Source organism: Thalassobaculum fulvum (assembly GCF_014652915.1).
In the GTDB taxonomy this organism is placed as follows: domain Bacteria; phylum Pseudomonadota; class Alphaproteobacteria; order Thalassobaculales; family Thalassobaculaceae; genus Thalassobaculum_A; species Thalassobaculum_A fulvum.
In genome coordinates this window covers 298,169-312,389 of record NZ_BMZS01000002.1, presented here as the reverse complement: position 1 = coordinate 312,389, position 14,221 = coordinate 298,169, and the positions used below count along the sequence as shown (strand labels likewise).

Here is a 14,221-nt window from a genome sequence, read left to right as displayed (position 1 = left end):
CCAGACGCCGCCGACTACGCCGCGGCGCTGCCCGACGAGCGGAATGCCCAGCGGGTCATCCGGCGCTCGACCAGCGCGAACACGCCGTACATGGCGATGCCCTCGACCGCCAGCGCGACCAGCCCGGCGAACACCAGCGGCATCTGGAAGTTCGAGCCGGCCTGCGCCATCAGGAAGCCGATGCCGGCGTTGGCGGCGATGGTCTCGGACACCACCGAGCCGACGAAGGCCAGCGTGATCGCCACCTTCAGCGCGCCGAACAGGTACGGCGTGGTCCGCGGGATCCCGACCTTCAGCATGATGTCGAGCTTGCGGGCGCCGAGCGCGCGCAGCACGTCCTCCAGCTCCGGCTCCATGGTGGCGAGGCCGGTGGCGACGTTGACCACGATCGGGAAGAACGAGATCAGGAACGCGGTCAGGATCGCCGGGACCTCGCCGATCCCGAACCAGATCACCAGCACCGGCACCACCGCCACCTTGGGGATGGTGTTGAAGCCGACCATCACCGGGTAGATGCCGCGGTAGACCGTGCGCGACCAGCCGACCACCAGCCCCAGCGCGATGCCGAAGACGACCGCGAGAGCGAAGCCGGCCATGGTGGTCCACAGCGTCACCAGCGAATGCCGCAGCACCGGCCGCCAGTACTGCACCAGGGCGCCGAACACCTCGGACGGTGCCGGCAGGATGAACGGGTCGACCTCCAGCAGCCGGCAGGTCGCCTCCCAGACCGCGAACAGGGCGACGGTGAACCAGACCGGCGCCAGGCGTTCCAGGGTCGCGGTCATGCCGCCCTCACATCGGCGATGCGGCCGCGCAGCTCGTGCACCAGGTCGACGAAGCCGGGCTCGAAGCAGACCTCGAGGTCGCGCGGGCGCGGGAACTCGACCCGGCGGGTGGTGACGATCCGGCCGGGGCGGGCGCTCATCACGTGGATGGTGTCGGCCAGGAACGCGGCCTCGCGCAGGTCGTGGGTCACCAGGATCACCGTGAAGCCGATGCGCTGCCAGAGGTCGCGCAGCACGCACCACAGCTCCTCGCGGGTGAAGGCGTCGAGGGCGGCGAACGGCTCGTCCAGCATCAGCAGCGCCGGCTCGTGGATCAGCGCCCGGCACAGCGAGGCGCGCTGCTGCATGCCGCCCGACAGCTCCCACGGGAAGCGGTCGCCGAAGCCGCCGAGGCCGACGGTCGCCAGCAGCTCCTCGGCGCGCTGCCGGTACTGCTTCTTCTCGGCCCGGAACCGGCGGCGGTGCGGTTCGACGATCTCCAGCGGCAGCAGCACGTTGTCGATCACCGAGCGCCACGGCAGCAGGTTCGGGTTCTGGAACGCCATGCCGGCGATCTTCACCGGCCCCCCGACCGCGGCGCCGTCGACCGCGACCCGGCCGGCGGTCGGCCGTACCAGCCCGGTGACCAGCTTCATCAGGGTCGACTTGCCGCAGCCCGACGGGCCGACCACGGCGGCGAACTCGCCGCGCCCGACCGAAAGGCTGGCACCCTGCAGGGCCGTCACGTCGCCCGATGCGCCCCCACCGGATCGACCGGGGTAGGTCAGGGTGACGTCGTCGAGGGCGACGAAGGGGGTGCTCATGCAGGGGCTCCGATGCCCGTCGCGACGTGGGTCCCGGGTCCGTTCCGCCTGCGGCGAACCGGCCCGGGATGACGGCGGAGAAAGGGCGACGATAGATGCGGAAGGATGGGCGGAATTCCCCCACCCCCTGTCGTCATCCCGGACGGCCCGCCGAAGCGGGACGATCCGGGACCCACCCGCCGCTCCATCGCCACGGCCACTACTTCAGCATGCGGTCGGCCGCCGCCGGCAGGTATTCGGCGGTGAACACGTCCTCCGGCTTCGGGCGGTTGGTGAACTCGTAGGTCACCGCGATCTGGTCGATCGAGGCGGCCAGCCTAGCCGGGTCGACGGCGCCGAAGCCGTTGGCCATCACCCACGGCGTGGCGATGTTGTCGCGGATCGCCATCTTCAGGCGGGCCAGCTCGGTCGCCCGGTCGGCGGTCTCGTTGCGCTTCATGACCGAGTCGATGGCGCTGTCCGGGTCCTTCACCGTGTCCTGCATGCCCTTGATGGTGGCGCGCACGAACCTGGCGACGACCTCCGGGTTGGCGGCGGCGAACTCCGGGTTGACCATGATGGCATTGCCGTACAGCACCAGGCCGTAGTCGGCCATCAGCATGACCTTGATGTCCTCCGGCTTCACGCCGCGGAGCTGCAGGTTGAAGTAGGACGAGAACGAGAAGCCGGTGATGGCGTCGACGTCGCCGTTGGCCAGCATCGGCTCGCGCACCGGGAAGCCGACGTTCTCGATGGTCACCTTGGCGGCGTCGATGCCGTTCTCCTTCACGAACGCCTTCCACTGGGCGTAGGCGCCGTCGGGGGCCGGGGCGCCGAGGATGCGGCCCTCCAGGTCCTTCGGCTTGGCGATGCCGGTCCTGGCAACCGTCACGATCGCGAACGGCGGCCGGTCGTAGACCATCAGCACCGCCTTGACCGCCTTGTCCGGGTTCTGGTCGCGGAACTTCACCAGCGAGTTGATGTCGAAGAAGCCGAGCGGGTAGGTGCCGGCGGCCACCCGGCCGATGCCGGCGACCGAGCCCGGGCCGGTGTCGACGGTGACGTCCAGCCCCTCGGCCTTGTAGTAGCCCTTGTCGATGGCGACGAAGTAGGGCGCCGACGGTCCCTCGAACTTCCAGTCCAGCGCGAACTTGACCGCCGTGTCGGCGAGCGCCGCTCCGGCCGTGGCCAGGGTGAATACCGCAAACGTCGCAAATGCGGCCATCGCCGCGCCGATCCGATGCATCCGCATGGTCCCTGCTCCCTCGTGTTGCCGCCGTCCGCCGGCGAAGCGCCCGCCCGATCCGCAAGCCCTGTGCCATCGGCCCAAGCGGCGGATCGTCGAGCGCCGCCGCGATCCGGTGCCCAAGGCGAGGGCAGAAGAGCGTCTGCAGTGCTCAATCATACGCCAGTGCGGTCGTCCGGATGCTGTCGGACCGAAACGGATTTCGCCGACGGCGAAGTGTCCGCACAAGTCCGGGCAGCCCGCCGGTGGACCGGGCCTTAGCCTATCAGAGGTTGCGACGGCAGTGACTGCGGTGCAAGACTTCCGAGAGTGGGTCGAAGTCGAGCGGCAATGATTGTCTTGGACAGAGTGACTCTGCGCCGTTGCTCGATTGGTCATCAGGACGATCTGCACCGAAACGATCAGGTCGATGAGGGTCGGTAGATGTCTGTTGCTCCGCCCAAAGACGAAGGCGCGGCTGACCCGCCCCGGGAACCGGGGTCGTCGGGCGGTTGGGAGGCCGTCAAGAAGCTGTGGTCAAAGCCTATCGCAACGGCGGTGCTGGCGCTGATCGTTCCGTTCGTCGCCTTGAGCGAGACGTCGCTGAAGGCGATCTTCGCTGCCTGGTTCGACGAGTGTCGCCTGATCATCGAGAAGGATGCCCCGCAGCGCGGGAAGGATCCGGGCACTACGGTCGTGCCCGTGAGGCTGATCGCCGTCGGCAACGCGCCGCAGACGTTGAACCTGGGATTCTCGACGGGCACGCAGAAGGCGCTTCGCGGCGTGGTCTTCGAGCGCGACTACCAAGCCGAGAACTTGGCGTTTCACGGTCTGTCCGGCCAGCCCTGCCCGGGCGACCTCTGCAAGGACCCAGCCTCAACCAACAAGGAAGCGGCCCCGTTTTCCGACGTTGTCGTAAAGATCGCCGACTTCAACCAGAACCTCTCCTACGCCTTCAGTGTCCTGGTCGAGAAGAACGTCGCCAAGTCAGGTGCCGGTGACCGCCTCGATGTCTTCGTTCTGTACGAGCCAATCCAGCTTGCGAAGGCAAGTGGGGTCAGCCCGGTCGTTTGCCGCGCCGAGCGGGCGTCGGTTTTCAATCTCTGGCCGAGGCTCGGGCCGTGGTCCAGGTTTGCGGCGCTCTGCGCCGTCTTTCTGATCCTGACCGCGATTGCGACCCGGCTGCGGTCGACCACACAATGATGTTGCCAGCGGGGGTGGCTATGTCACGGGCATCCTGTCGAATACGCACCATTCGATGGCTGGTCGGTGTACTGCTTGCGGCCGGTCTGGCCGGCCGGGGCGGTGTGGCGGTCGCCGAATCGGTCGTCCTGACCTTCAACGGACACAAGATCGAGGCCGACGGTGCAGAGGCGATCATGACCGACCTGCAGTTCTCGGCCGTGTCGCCGCACGGAGCCGCCTGCGACGACATCGGCGACGAGAACGGTGTGCTGCGGTGCGAGATCCCGTGCGACACGTCGTCGGTCCTGACCAAGCTCGTGCAGGTCTCGCCGGTTCGCCGCGACAGCTACAGTGTCACGCCCGCCCAGCCGCAAGCGCGCCTCAGGGGATGCTCTGTGGATCCGGCCCGGATCAGCATCGTCTACACCCACCTGCGGCATCTGTCGGAACTTGCGCAGTCACGGCTGCGCCGGATCGTCGCGAAGAGCGTCGCGTTGCAGCCGATAGACGTCGCCGGATTGACGAACTCGGTGGCTGTGGCAAGCGCTCTCGCAGCCCATGTCAGCGATCGGACGGATGAACAGGACATCGTGGACTTCGCCGAAATCACCGCAGATCTCGCGGCCTACGAGCAGGGGCTGGGCAATGCTGCCGCGGCCAAGCAGTACGCTGCCTATTCGACGGCGGCGAGCAACGTCATGATCGCGGATGTGGCGCGGTTCTATGGCAAGGAGATCGAGATCCGGCAGTCGGGACTCTTCGGCGACTACTTCAAGAACGTCGAATCGGTATCCGGTCTGCCGAAGAACGATCAGGCCGTTCCCGAAGTCCCGACCGCGCTCCGCGACCGCACCGACGACTTCTTCACTGCCGCGGCCAGGAACAAGAAGCTCGGGTTCGAAACCAGGAAGGGCCTCGGGGACGTCTGGATCGCGCATCGCCAGCTCGAGCGGTAAGCGGGGCTCGCGGAACAGGGTCCAGTTCCCGGTCGCGGCCGGCACTGCCTCTTGATCGCAGCCGTGCGGACGCGCTTATCTCGGCTGGTGGGGCCATAGACGCCCAGCGCGCAGCAACGCCCGGGGGCGGTTTGTGACCGGATACAACGCGTGATCAGCCGCCGCGCCGTCTGGTCGCTGGCCATTGCCGAGACCGTGGTGTGGGCCGGCACGCTCTACCTGTTCCCGGCCCTGCTGACCCATTGGGAGGCCGATCTCGGCTGGTCGAAGACCACGCTGGCCGGCGCCTTCACCCTGGCGGTGCTGATCTCCGCCGCGTCCGCCCCGGTCGCCGGCCGGCTGATCGACGCCGGCCACGGGGTGCGGCTGCTGACCTGGGGAACCGTGGCGGCGGCGGTGCTGGTCGCGCTGCTCTCGCAGGTCCGCGAAGTCTGGCAGTTCTATGCGGTGTGGGCGGTGCTCGGCGTCGCCGCCGCGGCCTGCCTGTACGAGCCGTGCTCGGCCTTCCTGGTGCGGACCCAGGGCGCCGACGCCCGGCGGGTGCTGACCCTGATCACCCTGGTCACCGGCTTCGCCAGCGCGCTGGCGTTCGCCGGCGCCAACGCGATCGCCGGGCCGTGGGGCTGGCGGGCGGCGGTGCTGGCGTTCGCGGCGATGATGCTGGTGGTGGCGACGCCGCTGTTCCATCTCGGCGGGCGCGATGCCGACCGCGGCACCGCCGACCTGCGGGTCGGGCCCGCCCGGGCCGGCTCCGGCGCCCTGCACGCGGCGCTGCGGCGGCCGGCGTTCTGGCTGCTGGCGACGGCGTTCCCGATGATCGCGCTGAACCACGGCATCCTGATCACCCACCTGCTGCCAATGCTGGCCGAGCGCGGGGTGTCGCCGGGGGTGGCGGTGCTGGCGGCGTCCGGCATCGGGCCGATGCAGGTGGTCGGCCGGCTGCTGATGATGTCGGTCGAGCGCCGGGTCTCGATGAACGTGGTGTGCGGCCTGTCGTTCGCGCTGATGGCGGGCGGGGTGGTGGCGCTGATCCTGGCCGAGGCCTCGCCGGTGCTGCTGGCGGTGTTCGTGATCCTGGAGGGGGCCGGCTACGGCGTCACCGCGATCACCCGTCCGGTGGTGTCGGCGACGGTGCTGGGGCGCGACGGCTTCGGCGCGATCTCCGGGGCGCTGGCGTTGCCGTTCATCACCGCCAGCGCGATGGCGCCGACCCTGGCCGCCGCGGTCTGGTCGGTCGCCGGCTACGACGCCGTGCGCATCGGCTTGCTCGGCCTGCTGGCGGTGGCGGCGGTCAGCTTCTTCCTGGCGATCGCGTCGAGCCGGCGACGGTGACCGCCCGCGGAGAGGTCGCCGCGGGCGGTCCCGACGAGCGGTCGGATCAGTACCGGGCGTACACCTTGTCGCCGCCTTCGGCGCCGAACAGCACGACCGCGTAGGGTTCCCCGGTCCGGCCGTCCATGCCCGGCGCATCCGCCGGCATGCCGGGCACCGACAGGCCGCGCGCCTTCGGGCGCTCGGCGAGCAGGCGCCGGACGTCGGACGCCGGCACGTGGCCCTCGACCGTGTAGCCGCCGACCCTGGCGGTGTGACACGAGGCGTACTGGTCGGGCACGCCGGCCATCTCCTTCATCGGCTGCACGTCGTCGACGTCGTGCACCTTCACCGAGAAGCCGGCGGACTGCATGTGCCGGACCCAGCCGGCGCAGCAGCCGCAGCTGGGCGATTTCCAGACCTCGACCTCCTCCTGCGCCGCGGCCGGCATGGCCGCGACGAGCGGCACGCTGAACGCGACGGCACCGAGGGCCAGGAGACCGGCCGCGGCGGAGCGCAGGGACCTTCTGATGGTCATCGATACCTCCAAGGCGCGCGGCCGGTATGTCACATCATGCCCATGGGGCCGGACAGCAGCGCATCGGCCTTGGCCCGCTGATCCTCCGACAGGGCATCGTACAGCGGCCGGACCGCCTGCTCGACCGTCTTCAGGGCGTCGCCGCGGGCCGACATCATGGCGGCCATTCCGGCGATCCGGTCGGGCCAGGGCTTAACGCCCGACTGCATCCGCTCGGCCATCTTCTGGTGCATGGCCCGCATGGTCTCGGCGTTCGCCCGCAGGGCGGTCGCGAAGGCGTCCCATGCCGGTTGCTGGGCCTCGGTGATGCCGATTTCGGCCTTCAGGAAGGCGATGCGCCCTTCCACATGCTCGAACGGCAGGCCCATGCCGCCGCGCATCATCGCCATCATCGGCATGCCGCCGGCGCCGCCATGCATCTGCTGCATCATGGCGGGGCCCATCGAGCCGCCCATCATGCCGCCACCCATCATGCCGCCCCCCATGGCGGCCGGCGGGGTCGGTTGGTCGGTCGTCGCGGCCGGTCCGGCCTGTCCGGCCTGTCCGGCCGAATGGTGCGCCGGTTGCTGGGTCTGGGCCTGGGCGACGGTGGTTGCCGCCAGCAGCGCGACGGCGGGAAGTGTCATGCGAAGGAAGCGGGTCATGGCATTCTCCAGAGGGCGCTCAGCGCCGAACGGCGGGCGGCCCGGGTCAACGGGTGATGCATCGACGGAAAGCCGGGGCAGGGTCTCGCCCCGGCCGCGTCAGGCGCCGGATTTCGGCGGACGCATGCCGGGATCGGGCTCGGCGCCGACGAGCCGGTCCACCGCCGACGACCGGTTTGCCGGAGTCCCGGGGCCGGTCGACACGACTGCGCCGTGCGGCGGCGGGGCGCCGTAGGCGGACAGGCATTGGGGGTGGGAACAGCAATGGCGGTCGCCGGCAGGATCGCCGCGGCAATCGCCGTCGTCGGTGGTCATGCGGTCACGGCCGATGCTGGCGACGCAGGTTGTCCCCTCGCCGCCTTCCGCGCACGACGCCGCGGCCATGCCGGGATGGATTTCGGCGAAGCCCGGGGCGGGGGCGGAGACCAGCGATGCCAGCACCAGCAGGCACGCCATCGCCACACGTATCAGACTGCCGCAGCCCTGCATCGATCCGGTCCGACTGTTCCCTGCCGAGATGGCTTCGCATCGTCGCTCGCGCAACCCTGCGCCGCCGCCGGGCCGAAACCATTGATGCAGGTCAAGCGACGATACCGCTCAGCTCCCCCGGTAGGTCGTGTAGCCCCAGGGCGTGGCCAGCAGCGGCACGTGGTAGTGGCCCTCGGGCTCGGCGATGGCGAACCGGATCGGCACCACGTCCAGGAACGGCGGGTCGGCCAGCGGCACCTCCAGCCCGGCGAAGTAGCCGGCGAGGTCGAAGCGCAGCTCGTAGCGGGCGATCGGCAGCGGCCGGCCGGCGATCAGCGGCGCGTCGGTGCGGCCGTCGGCGTTGGTCATGCCGCGCGCCACCGGGCGCCGTTCCTCGCCCCACAGCTCGAACAGCTCGACCGCCACGCCCTCGGCCGGGCGGCCGCGATGGGTGTCGAGCACATGGGTCGACAGCCGGCCCACCACCGGCAGCCGGTCGGCGGCGGTCACCTTCTGGTCGAGCCGCAGGGCGCCGATCCGCAGCACCTCCTCGAGCGCGGTGGCGAGCTCGGCCTCCGGGGTGTTGTCCAGTCGCCGGGCGAACCGGCGCAGGATCGATTCCTTGCCGTGCCGGCGCACGCAGACGATGAACGGGAACCCGAACCTGGCGTGGTAGGCGGCGTTCAGCTCGTGGAACCGCTGGAACTCGGCGTCGGTCAGCCGGTCGAGCCCGGCGCTGGCCTGCTCGGCGGTGGATTCGTCGGTCAGGTCGCCGGCCCGGGCGGCCTTGCCGGCCAGGTCCGGGTGGCCGCGCACCAGCGCCAGGCGACGCTCCACCGGAGCCCCGCGGATGGCGGCGCAGAGCGCGGCGTGGAGGTCGGCGAGGCTGGCGTACGGCCGGCCGGAGGCGGCCGCCTCGACCACCCAGGGTGCGTGCTCGAACACCCCGCCGAGCGCTGAAACGAAGCCGGCGTCGTCCAGGCGGTTGAGGTCGTCGAGGGTGATGGCGTCGGTCATCGCTGCTGCTCCGGGCCGGGCGCGCCGGCGGCCAGCCAGGCGGCCAGCACGGCCCGCTCCTCGGGCCGGATGTCGGTGACGTTGCCGGGCGGCATGGCCGACGAGCGGACGGCGTTCAGGCCGATCATCTGGGCATGGGCGCGGATGCGCTCGGGCGTGTCGAGCTTGACGCCCTTCGGGGCCGCGGGGATGCCGTCCCAGGCGGCGTAGTCGCCGTGGCACATGCTGCAGCGGGAGATCACGATCTCCTCGACCGCGGCGAATTCCGGGGCCGGCGAGGCGCCGGAGCCAAGCACCTCGTCGCGCGGTCCGGCGGCCGACAGCCAGCCGATCAGCGCCAGCCCGGCGGCCGCCACGCCCCAGGTCCACCATGGGCTGCCCTTGCCGGCGTGCCGGGCGTTGAAGAAGTGCCGGATGACCGGGCCGAGCGTCAGCAGGACGGCGACGATCACCCAGTTGTATTTCGTCGCGAACAGCAGCGGGTAGTGGTTGCTGACCATCAGCAGGATGACCGGCAGGGTCAGGTAGTTGTTGTGCACCGAGCGCTGCTTGGCCTGGGCGCCGAGCGCCGGGTCCGGCTTCTCGCCGGCCAGCAGGGCGGCGACCGTCTTCTTCTGGTTCGGGATGATCACCACGAACACGTTGGCCACCATCATGGTGCCGATCAGCGCGCCGATCTGCACGAACGCGGCGCGGCCGCTGAACACCTGGGTCAGGCCCCAGGTGGCGGCCACCAGGAAGACGTAGCCGACCAGCGACAGCGCGGTGGCGTTGCGGCCCAGCGGCGAGCGGCACAGCGCCTCGTAGATCAGCCAGCCGGCCAGCAGGGCGCCCAGGCTCAGCGCGATCGCGGCATTCGGATCGAGCGCCATCACCGTGCGGTCGACCAGGAACAGCTCGGCGCCCAGGTAGTAGACCAGCACCAGCAGGGCGAAGCCGCTCAGCCAGGTGGTGTAGGCCTCCCACTTGAACCAGGTCACCTCGTCGGGCATGCGGGCCGGCGCCACCAGGTACTTCACCATGTTGTAGAAGCCGCCGCCGTGGACCTGCCAGGCCTCACCCTGGACGCCGTCGGGCAGGCCGTCGCGCCGGCGCAGGCTGAGGTCGAGGGCGATGAAGTAGAACGAGCTGCCGATCCAGGCGATGCCGGCGACGACGTGCAGCCAGCGCACCGTCATCTCGGCCCAAGCGACGACCACCGCATCCATTTCGCCGTTCCCGCCCTTGCCGCACCCGGAACCGTCACGCTACACGGCGGCCCGATCGGCCAGCAAGCTTCGCGGCGGCGGCCGGCCGCGTCATACTCGTATCCCGATTGCACCGGAGACCGTCATGACGGACGAAACCTTCCTGCGCCGCGCCATCGAGCTGAGCCGCGGCAACGCCGTGTCCGCCGAGGGCGGGCCGTTCGGCGCCGTGGTGGTGCGCGACGGCGAGATCGTCGGCGAGGGCGTCAACCGGGTGACCACCGACCAAGACCCGACCGCGCATGCCGAGATGGTGGCGATCCGCGAGGCCTGCGCGCGGCTGGGCACCCACGACCTGTCCGGCGCGGTGGTCTACACCAGTTGCGAGCCGTGTCCGATGTGCCTGACCGCGATCCTGTGGGCCCGGATCGACCGCATGGTCTACGCCAACACCCGCGCCGACGCGGCCGAGATCGGGTTCGACGACGCCTGGTTCTACGAGCAGGTGGCGCTGCCGATCGGCGAGCGGGCGCTGCCGGCCGTCAACCTGCTGCGCGACGAGGCCCGGGCGGTGTTCCGGCAGTGGTACGAGAACCCCGACAAGAACCCGTACTAATAATTTATCGAGATGGATTTAAGGTTTTGTTTAGTCCAGCGACGCGAGGACATCTTGTATTTTCGTTGGTTGAATAGCCCAGCGATATGCGGGCAGAACCTCCCAAGAATACCCGAAATCAACTGCATCTGATACGACGGTTTGGCGCTCTTGGAAATTGATGCGCTCAATTGTTCCATCAGATTGCTTGTACCAAGCTTGGAGAAAGTCAATTCTATACAAGAAATCAATGATTCGTCGAAAATCAGGCGTGCCGCGTTCATCAGAGAATCGAATTCTAGCTCCATGAATCCGTAAGGTATCTTTGATATGAGTAATAAGTTTATCATTTGTATAGCGGAAATGCTCAGTAGCTTTGCCGGTAGATTTAGCTGGCTTGAATGATGTTAGAAGGTGTTCAAGCCCATGAAGTCTTGTTCTAAACTCAACTCCAAGATCATTTAACCTATCTTCAGAGTATCTTGGGAATATATCGTTCAAATTCGTTGATGATATTATATTATTGGATTTTACGTGAGCTTCAGATGCTGCCATTGTAAGTAAAGTAATGAGATCTCGCGGCCTGCTTCTTACCATAGAAAGCAGAACGTGCCGAGTGGGCGCGTTTTCCCATTTTCCGTACCCGTCAAATCTAGGTACGATTACTGCATTATATATCCGTGCAATTTCTTCTTGTGAGGCATCAGAATTCAAAAACTTACGGTAATCAAATTGAATATTAAAATATTTTGCAATTCGATTTGCAATCACGACATAAATATCATGTATTGACCAGCGAAGAAATATAGTGTTCTCTCTGATTTTATCAATATCAGAGTTATTACGAGATAGCATATCCCACATATCCCATCTGATTGCAATTTTGAATTTGATATTCTTCTCCCGCCTGCTGATATCAAAGCACGCATTCAGCATGGAATTTATGTAGTGAAGTGCTTTCGGACTGCCGTCCCATCCTCTGTCAAGGTCGTCTAAATAAAAAACAATAGATTTCACTTTCGATAAATTAACATTATTTCTAACAAATATATCTGATGCGCCTTGTGATTTTCTTGAAATGTACTTCGATGCATATGATAAAAACTCTGGTAAGCTTCTTAAGTGCTCAGATATTCGATTGTCAGTGATATCGGATGCGCTGGATGTCACAAGATGCGCCATTGCTTCACGCGCAAATACATTTTTCCATTCGCTAACGGCCTTCAGCATGTTATCGGAAACGGAATCGGTTCGATTGTATAGATCAGAGGCATCCATGATAACTGGTATTATTTCATCGCTCTGAAGTCTTTCAATGCGATGGGCGCGAAGCATTGCACTCTTGCCGCTACCCTTGTTGCCAACGGCTATGCGGAGCGGAAACTCCGCTGAAAAGGCCTCGTAGAAGCCATTTGTTACGAAATACTCTTCGAATTTTTCGATGCTTTCCTGTTCAGCGTCAAGAGAACCAAAAAGATCTCTGACGGTCTGAGGGTCGAATGCAAAAACGCGCTTTTTTCCAGTGCCTGATACCGGCGTTGCCATTATGTTCCCATTCTGACGGTTGAGCCTATTGCTTGTTGTCAGGCGAATACGGACAAACTGCCAATCCAAGCATCATCGGCTAAACCAGCGAGAATGCAAGCTTTGCGGGAGCCGGCTGGATCATAACGTAGATGGTCGGTCGCATCGAAAGTTCGAGTTTGACCGGAGGGAACTGCCCAGCGAATAAGTGAAGTCATGGGCTGGTCGAAGGACGGATCGGGCGGACGGCGCCGCGGCTACCACCACGGCAACCTGCGCGAGGCGCTGATCGAGGCGGCGCTGGCGCTGATCGCCGAGAAGGGTCCGTCCGGCTTCAGTTTCGCCGACGCCGCGCGCTCGGCCGGGGTCAGCTCGGCTGCCCCCTACCGGCACTTCCGCGACCGCGAGGCGCTGCTCGCCGACGTCGCCCGCCGCGGCTTCGAGCTGTTCGAGCAGCGCCTGGACGCGGCCTGGAACGACGGCCGGCCCGACACCTTCGCCGCCTTCGAGAACACCGGCCGCGCCTACCTGGCGTTCGCGCGCGACGAGCCGGCGCACTACTCGGCGATGTTCGAGGCCGGGGTCGACCTGGATTCCGATCCCGAACTGCGCAGGGCCGCCGACCGGGCGTTCGCGGTGATCCGCAAGGCCGCCGAGGCGCTGTGCAGCCATGCCCCCGCCGGGGTGCCGCGGCCGCCGGCGATGATGGTCGCCCTGCATCTCTGGTCGATGGCGCACGGCATCGCCTCGCTGTTCGGCCGCGGCGACGCCGGCCGCCGCAAGCTGCCGATGGCGCCCGAGGAGCTGCTCGAGGCCGGGGTGCTGGTCTATCTCAAGGGGCTGGGACTGGGCGCGACGAAGGGGTGACGCGCTCTGCGGTCCGCCCGTCCGATTTTTCGTCCGTCGGTTCTTGAACCGCGGTACGCGCCGGGCCATGTGAATGTTACTAACATTAACATGGTGTGGTCATGGCGATCGTTGAGAAGCTGGACGACATCGGCAAGCCGGCCTGGATCGGTTTGATGGTGTTCGGGTTCATCGTGTTCTGGCCGGCCGGTCTGGCGGTTCTGGCCTATCTGATCTGGAGCGGACGAATGGGATGCTGGAAGCGTAGCCGGGGCCAGTGGTGGCACGGCGAGAAGCGGGCGAGCACGGGCAACAGCGCGTTCGACGAGTACCGTGCCGAGACCCTCAAGCGCCTCGAGGACGAGCAGAAGGAGTTCGTGGACTTCCTCGACCGGCTTCGCAGGGCCAAGGACAAGGCCGAGTTCGACCAGTTCATGGCGGAGCAGCGAGGCCGCCGCCCCGACGGCCCGGCCCCCGAGGCCCCGGGCGCCTGAACACTGCAGATCAGCCCTGTCGGCCCGTCGCGCCGCGGTCACCCGCGGGGCGGCGGGCTCTCGGTTTCCGGGTCCTCGTCGAGATCCGTCGGCCGGGTGAGGACGATGACGCCGAGCATGCCGGTCTCCGGCATCCCGATCGGCGCCTCCGCCCGGTACCAGACCGGGTGGCTCATCGCATCGCCGACATACCGCAACTCCCCGATGAACAGCCGCGGTGCGGCCAGCAGCGCCCGATAGTGCGCGAGGAAGATGCCGCGCGTCGGTTCCGGCAGCTCCGACACCCAGCGCCCCTGCATCCGCATGTTGGCCTCGGCCGCGATCAGGTTGCCGTAGATCCGGTAGCGGAAATCCTCGCCATCGCGGCCGACCTCCAGCTTGTGGACGTGCCCGAGATGGCGGGCCAGCCGGTCGATCGGCGTGCCCGGCGGCAGGAAGCCGGCAACCGCGTGGCGGTCGAACCATGCCTTGAAGTCGTGCTGGGCGCGGTACCAGCGCCCGGGATCGGCGATCTCGACGATGTTGCCGCCGACGCTTCCGGCGACGTGCGGGGGATTGTCGGGGTCGATGTCGTCGAGGTACTGACTGGGCACGGTCGGCAACCCGTCTGTTCGAGTTTCCTGATATCTACAATACCAGAGAACCGCCGGCCTCCCCAATCCGG

The 14,221-nt window shown here is 66.8% G+C and carries 16 protein-coding genes; 6 read left to right on the top strand and 10 right to left on the bottom strand.

Going from position 1 to position 14,221, the window contains the following annotated elements; genetic code table 11:
• Positions 1-14: 14 nt before the first annotated feature.
• The 3 genes from IE246_RS04670 to IE246_RS04660 form a co-directional block, all read right to left on the bottom strand.
• Positions 15-785, bottom strand: a complete 771-nt coding sequence (locus IE246_RS04670; protein WP_189987775.1) for an ABC transporter permease — start codon at positions 783-785, stop codon at positions 15-17.
• Positions 782-1,588 carry an ABC transporter ATP-binding protein gene (locus tag IE246_RS04665; protein ID WP_189987774.1) on the bottom strand — a complete coding sequence of 269 codons (807 nt, stop codon included), beginning with the start codon at positions 1,586-1,588 and terminating at the stop codon, positions 782-784. The genes IE246_RS04670 and IE246_RS04665 overlap by 4 nt, the downstream gene beginning before the upstream one ends.
• A gap of 199 nt (positions 1,589-1,787) precedes the next feature.
• The gene (locus IE246_RS04660; protein ID WP_189987773.1) at positions 1,788-2,819 is read right to left on the bottom strand and encodes an ABC transporter substrate-binding protein; all 1,032 of its coding nucleotides are present in this window, start codon (positions 2,817-2,819) and stop codon (positions 1,788-1,790) included.
• 417 nt (positions 2,820-3,236) lie between these two features.
• Between IE246_RS04660 and IE246_RS04655 the strand changes: the two genes are divergently transcribed.
• The 3 genes from IE246_RS04655 (at position 3,237) to IE246_RS04645 (ending at position 6,265) form a co-directional block, all read left to right on the top strand.
• The gene (locus IE246_RS04655) at positions 3,237-3,995 is read left to right on the top strand and encodes a hypothetical protein (RefSeq protein ID WP_189987772.1); all 759 of its coding nucleotides are present in this window, start codon (positions 3,237-3,239) and stop codon (positions 3,993-3,995) included.
• 20 nt (positions 3,996-4,015) lie between these two features.
• Positions 4,016-4,933 (top strand): hypothetical protein, encoded by a 918-nt coding sequence (locus IE246_RS04650; protein WP_189987771.1) that lies wholly within the window; start codon positions 4,016-4,018, stop codon positions 4,931-4,933.
• Between the two features lie 150 nt (positions 4,934-5,083).
• Entirely contained in the window at positions 5,084-6,265 is a 1,182-nt protein-coding gene (locus IE246_RS04645; RefSeq protein WP_229836390.1) for an MFS transporter, read from the top strand.
• A 46-nt stretch (positions 6,266-6,311) separates the two neighbouring features.
• On the opposite strand, the gene IE246_RS04640 is transcribed toward IE246_RS04645, so the two are convergent.
• The 5 genes from IE246_RS04640 to IE246_RS04620 all read right to left on the bottom strand — a co-directional run bounded on the left by IE246_RS04640 (position 6,312) and on the right by IE246_RS04620 (position 10,119).
• Positions 6,312-6,782 (bottom strand): DUF411 domain-containing protein, encoded by a 471-nt coding sequence (locus IE246_RS04640; protein ID WP_189987770.1) that lies wholly within the window; start codon positions 6,780-6,782, stop codon positions 6,312-6,314.
• Between the two features lie 29 nt (positions 6,783-6,811).
• A complete protein-coding gene (locus IE246_RS04635) occupies positions 6,812-7,426 on the bottom strand; it encodes a Spy/CpxP family protein refolding chaperone (RefSeq protein WP_189987769.1) in 615 nt (204 codons plus the stop codon).
• 99 nt (positions 7,427-7,525) lie between these two features.
• Positions 7,526-7,882, bottom strand: coding sequence for a hypothetical protein (locus IE246_RS04630; RefSeq protein WP_189987768.1), 357 nt, complete (start codon positions 7,880-7,882; stop codon positions 7,526-7,528).
• A 141-nt stretch (positions 7,883-8,023) separates the two neighbouring features.
• Positions 8,024-8,911 carry a 2-oxo-4-hydroxy-4-carboxy-5-ureidoimidazoline decarboxylase gene (gene uraD, locus IE246_RS04625; RefSeq protein ID WP_189987767.1) on the bottom strand — a complete coding sequence of 296 codons (888 nt, stop codon included), beginning with the start codon at positions 8,909-8,911 and terminating at the stop codon, positions 8,024-8,026.
• Entirely contained in the window at positions 8,908-10,119 is a 1,212-nt protein-coding gene (locus IE246_RS04620) for a urate hydroxylase PuuD (protein WP_189987766.1), read from the bottom strand. Before IE246_RS04620 ends, uraD begins: the two co-directional genes overlap by 4 nt.
• Before the next feature lie 124 nt (positions 10,120-10,243).
• On the opposite strand from IE246_RS04620, the gene IE246_RS04615 reads away from it, so the two are divergent.
• Entirely contained in the window at positions 10,244-10,714 is a 471-nt protein-coding gene (locus tag IE246_RS04615) for a nucleoside deaminase (protein WP_189987765.1), read from the top strand.
• Positions 10,715-10,744: 30 nt separating this feature from the next.
• On the opposite strand, the gene IE246_RS04610 is transcribed toward IE246_RS04615, so the two are convergent.
• On the bottom strand, positions 10,745-12,238 hold the full coding sequence (locus IE246_RS04610; protein ID WP_189987764.1) for a P-loop ATPase, Sll1717 family: 1,494 nt from the start codon (positions 12,236-12,238) through the stop codon (positions 10,745-10,747).
• Positions 12,239-12,433: 195 nt separating this feature from the next.
• Between IE246_RS04610 and IE246_RS04605 the strand changes: the two genes are divergently transcribed.
• Both IE246_RS04605 and IE246_RS04600 read left to right on the top strand, forming a co-directional pair.
• A complete protein-coding gene (locus IE246_RS04605; protein ID WP_189987763.1) occupies positions 12,434-13,084 on the top strand; it encodes a TetR/AcrR family transcriptional regulator in 651 nt (216 codons plus the stop codon).
• A gap of 101 nt (positions 13,085-13,185) precedes the next feature.
• Positions 13,186-13,557 carry a DUF2852 domain-containing protein gene (locus IE246_RS04600; RefSeq protein WP_189987762.1) on the top strand — a complete coding sequence of 124 codons (372 nt, stop codon included), beginning with the start codon at positions 13,186-13,188 and terminating at the stop codon, positions 13,555-13,557.
• Between the two features lie 38 nt (positions 13,558-13,595).
• Here the strand turns inward: IE246_RS04600 and IE246_RS04595 are convergent, their stop codons facing one another.
• A complete protein-coding gene (locus tag IE246_RS04595; RefSeq protein WP_189987761.1) occupies positions 13,596-14,150 on the bottom strand; it encodes a PAS domain-containing protein in 555 nt (184 codons plus the stop codon).
• Positions 14,151-14,221: the final 71 nt, after the last annotated feature.

Bases quoted from the DNA above. Each gene is read 5' to 3' on its own strand.
- IE246_RS04670 (WP_189987775.1), bottom strand. From the start codon at position 785: ATGACCGCGACCCTGGAACGCCTGGCGCCGGTCTGGTTCACCGTCGCC.
- IE246_RS04665 (WP_189987774.1), bottom strand. From the start codon at position 1,588: ATGAGCACCCCCTTCGTCGCCCTCGACGACGTCACCCTGACCTACCCC.
- IE246_RS04660 (WP_189987773.1), bottom strand. From the start codon at position 2,819: ATGCGGATGCATCGGATCGGCGCGGCGATGGCCGCATTTGCGACGTTT.
- IE246_RS04655 (WP_189987772.1), top strand. From the start codon at position 3,237: ATGTCTGTTGCTCCGCCCAAAGACGAAGGCGCGGCTGACCCGCCCCGG.
- IE246_RS04650 (WP_189987771.1), top strand. From the start codon at position 4,016: ATGTCACGGGCATCCTGTCGAATACGCACCATTCGATGGCTGGTCGGT.
- IE246_RS04640 (WP_189987770.1), bottom strand. From the start codon at position 6,782: ATGACCATCAGAAGGTCCCTGCGCTCCGCCGCGGCCGGTCTCCTGGCC.
- IE246_RS04635 (WP_189987769.1), bottom strand. From the start codon at position 7,426: ATGACCCGCTTCCTTCGCATGACACTTCCCGCCGTCGCGCTGCTGGCG.
- IE246_RS04630 (WP_189987768.1), bottom strand. From the start codon at position 7,882: ATGGCGTGCCTGCTGGTGCTGGCATCGCTGGTCTCCGCCCCCGCCCCG.
- uraD (WP_189987767.1), bottom strand. From the start codon at position 8,911: ATGACCGACGCCATCACCCTCGACGACCTCAACCGCCTGGACGACGCC.
- IE246_RS04620 (WP_189987766.1), bottom strand. From the start codon at position 10,119: ATGGATGCGGTGGTCGTCGCTTGGGCCGAGATGACGGTGCGCTGGCTG.
- IE246_RS04615 (WP_189987765.1), top strand. From the start codon at position 10,244: ATGACGGACGAAACCTTCCTGCGCCGCGCCATCGAGCTGAGCCGCGGC.
- IE246_RS04610 (WP_189987764.1), bottom strand. From the start codon at position 12,238: ATGGCAACGCCGGTATCAGGCACTGGAAAAAAGCGCGTTTTTGCATTC.
- IE246_RS04605 (WP_189987763.1), top strand. From the start codon at position 12,434: ATGGGCTGGTCGAAGGACGGATCGGGCGGACGGCGCCGCGGCTACCAC.
- IE246_RS04600 (WP_189987762.1), top strand. From the start codon at position 13,186: ATGGCGATCGTTGAGAAGCTGGACGACATCGGCAAGCCGGCCTGGATC.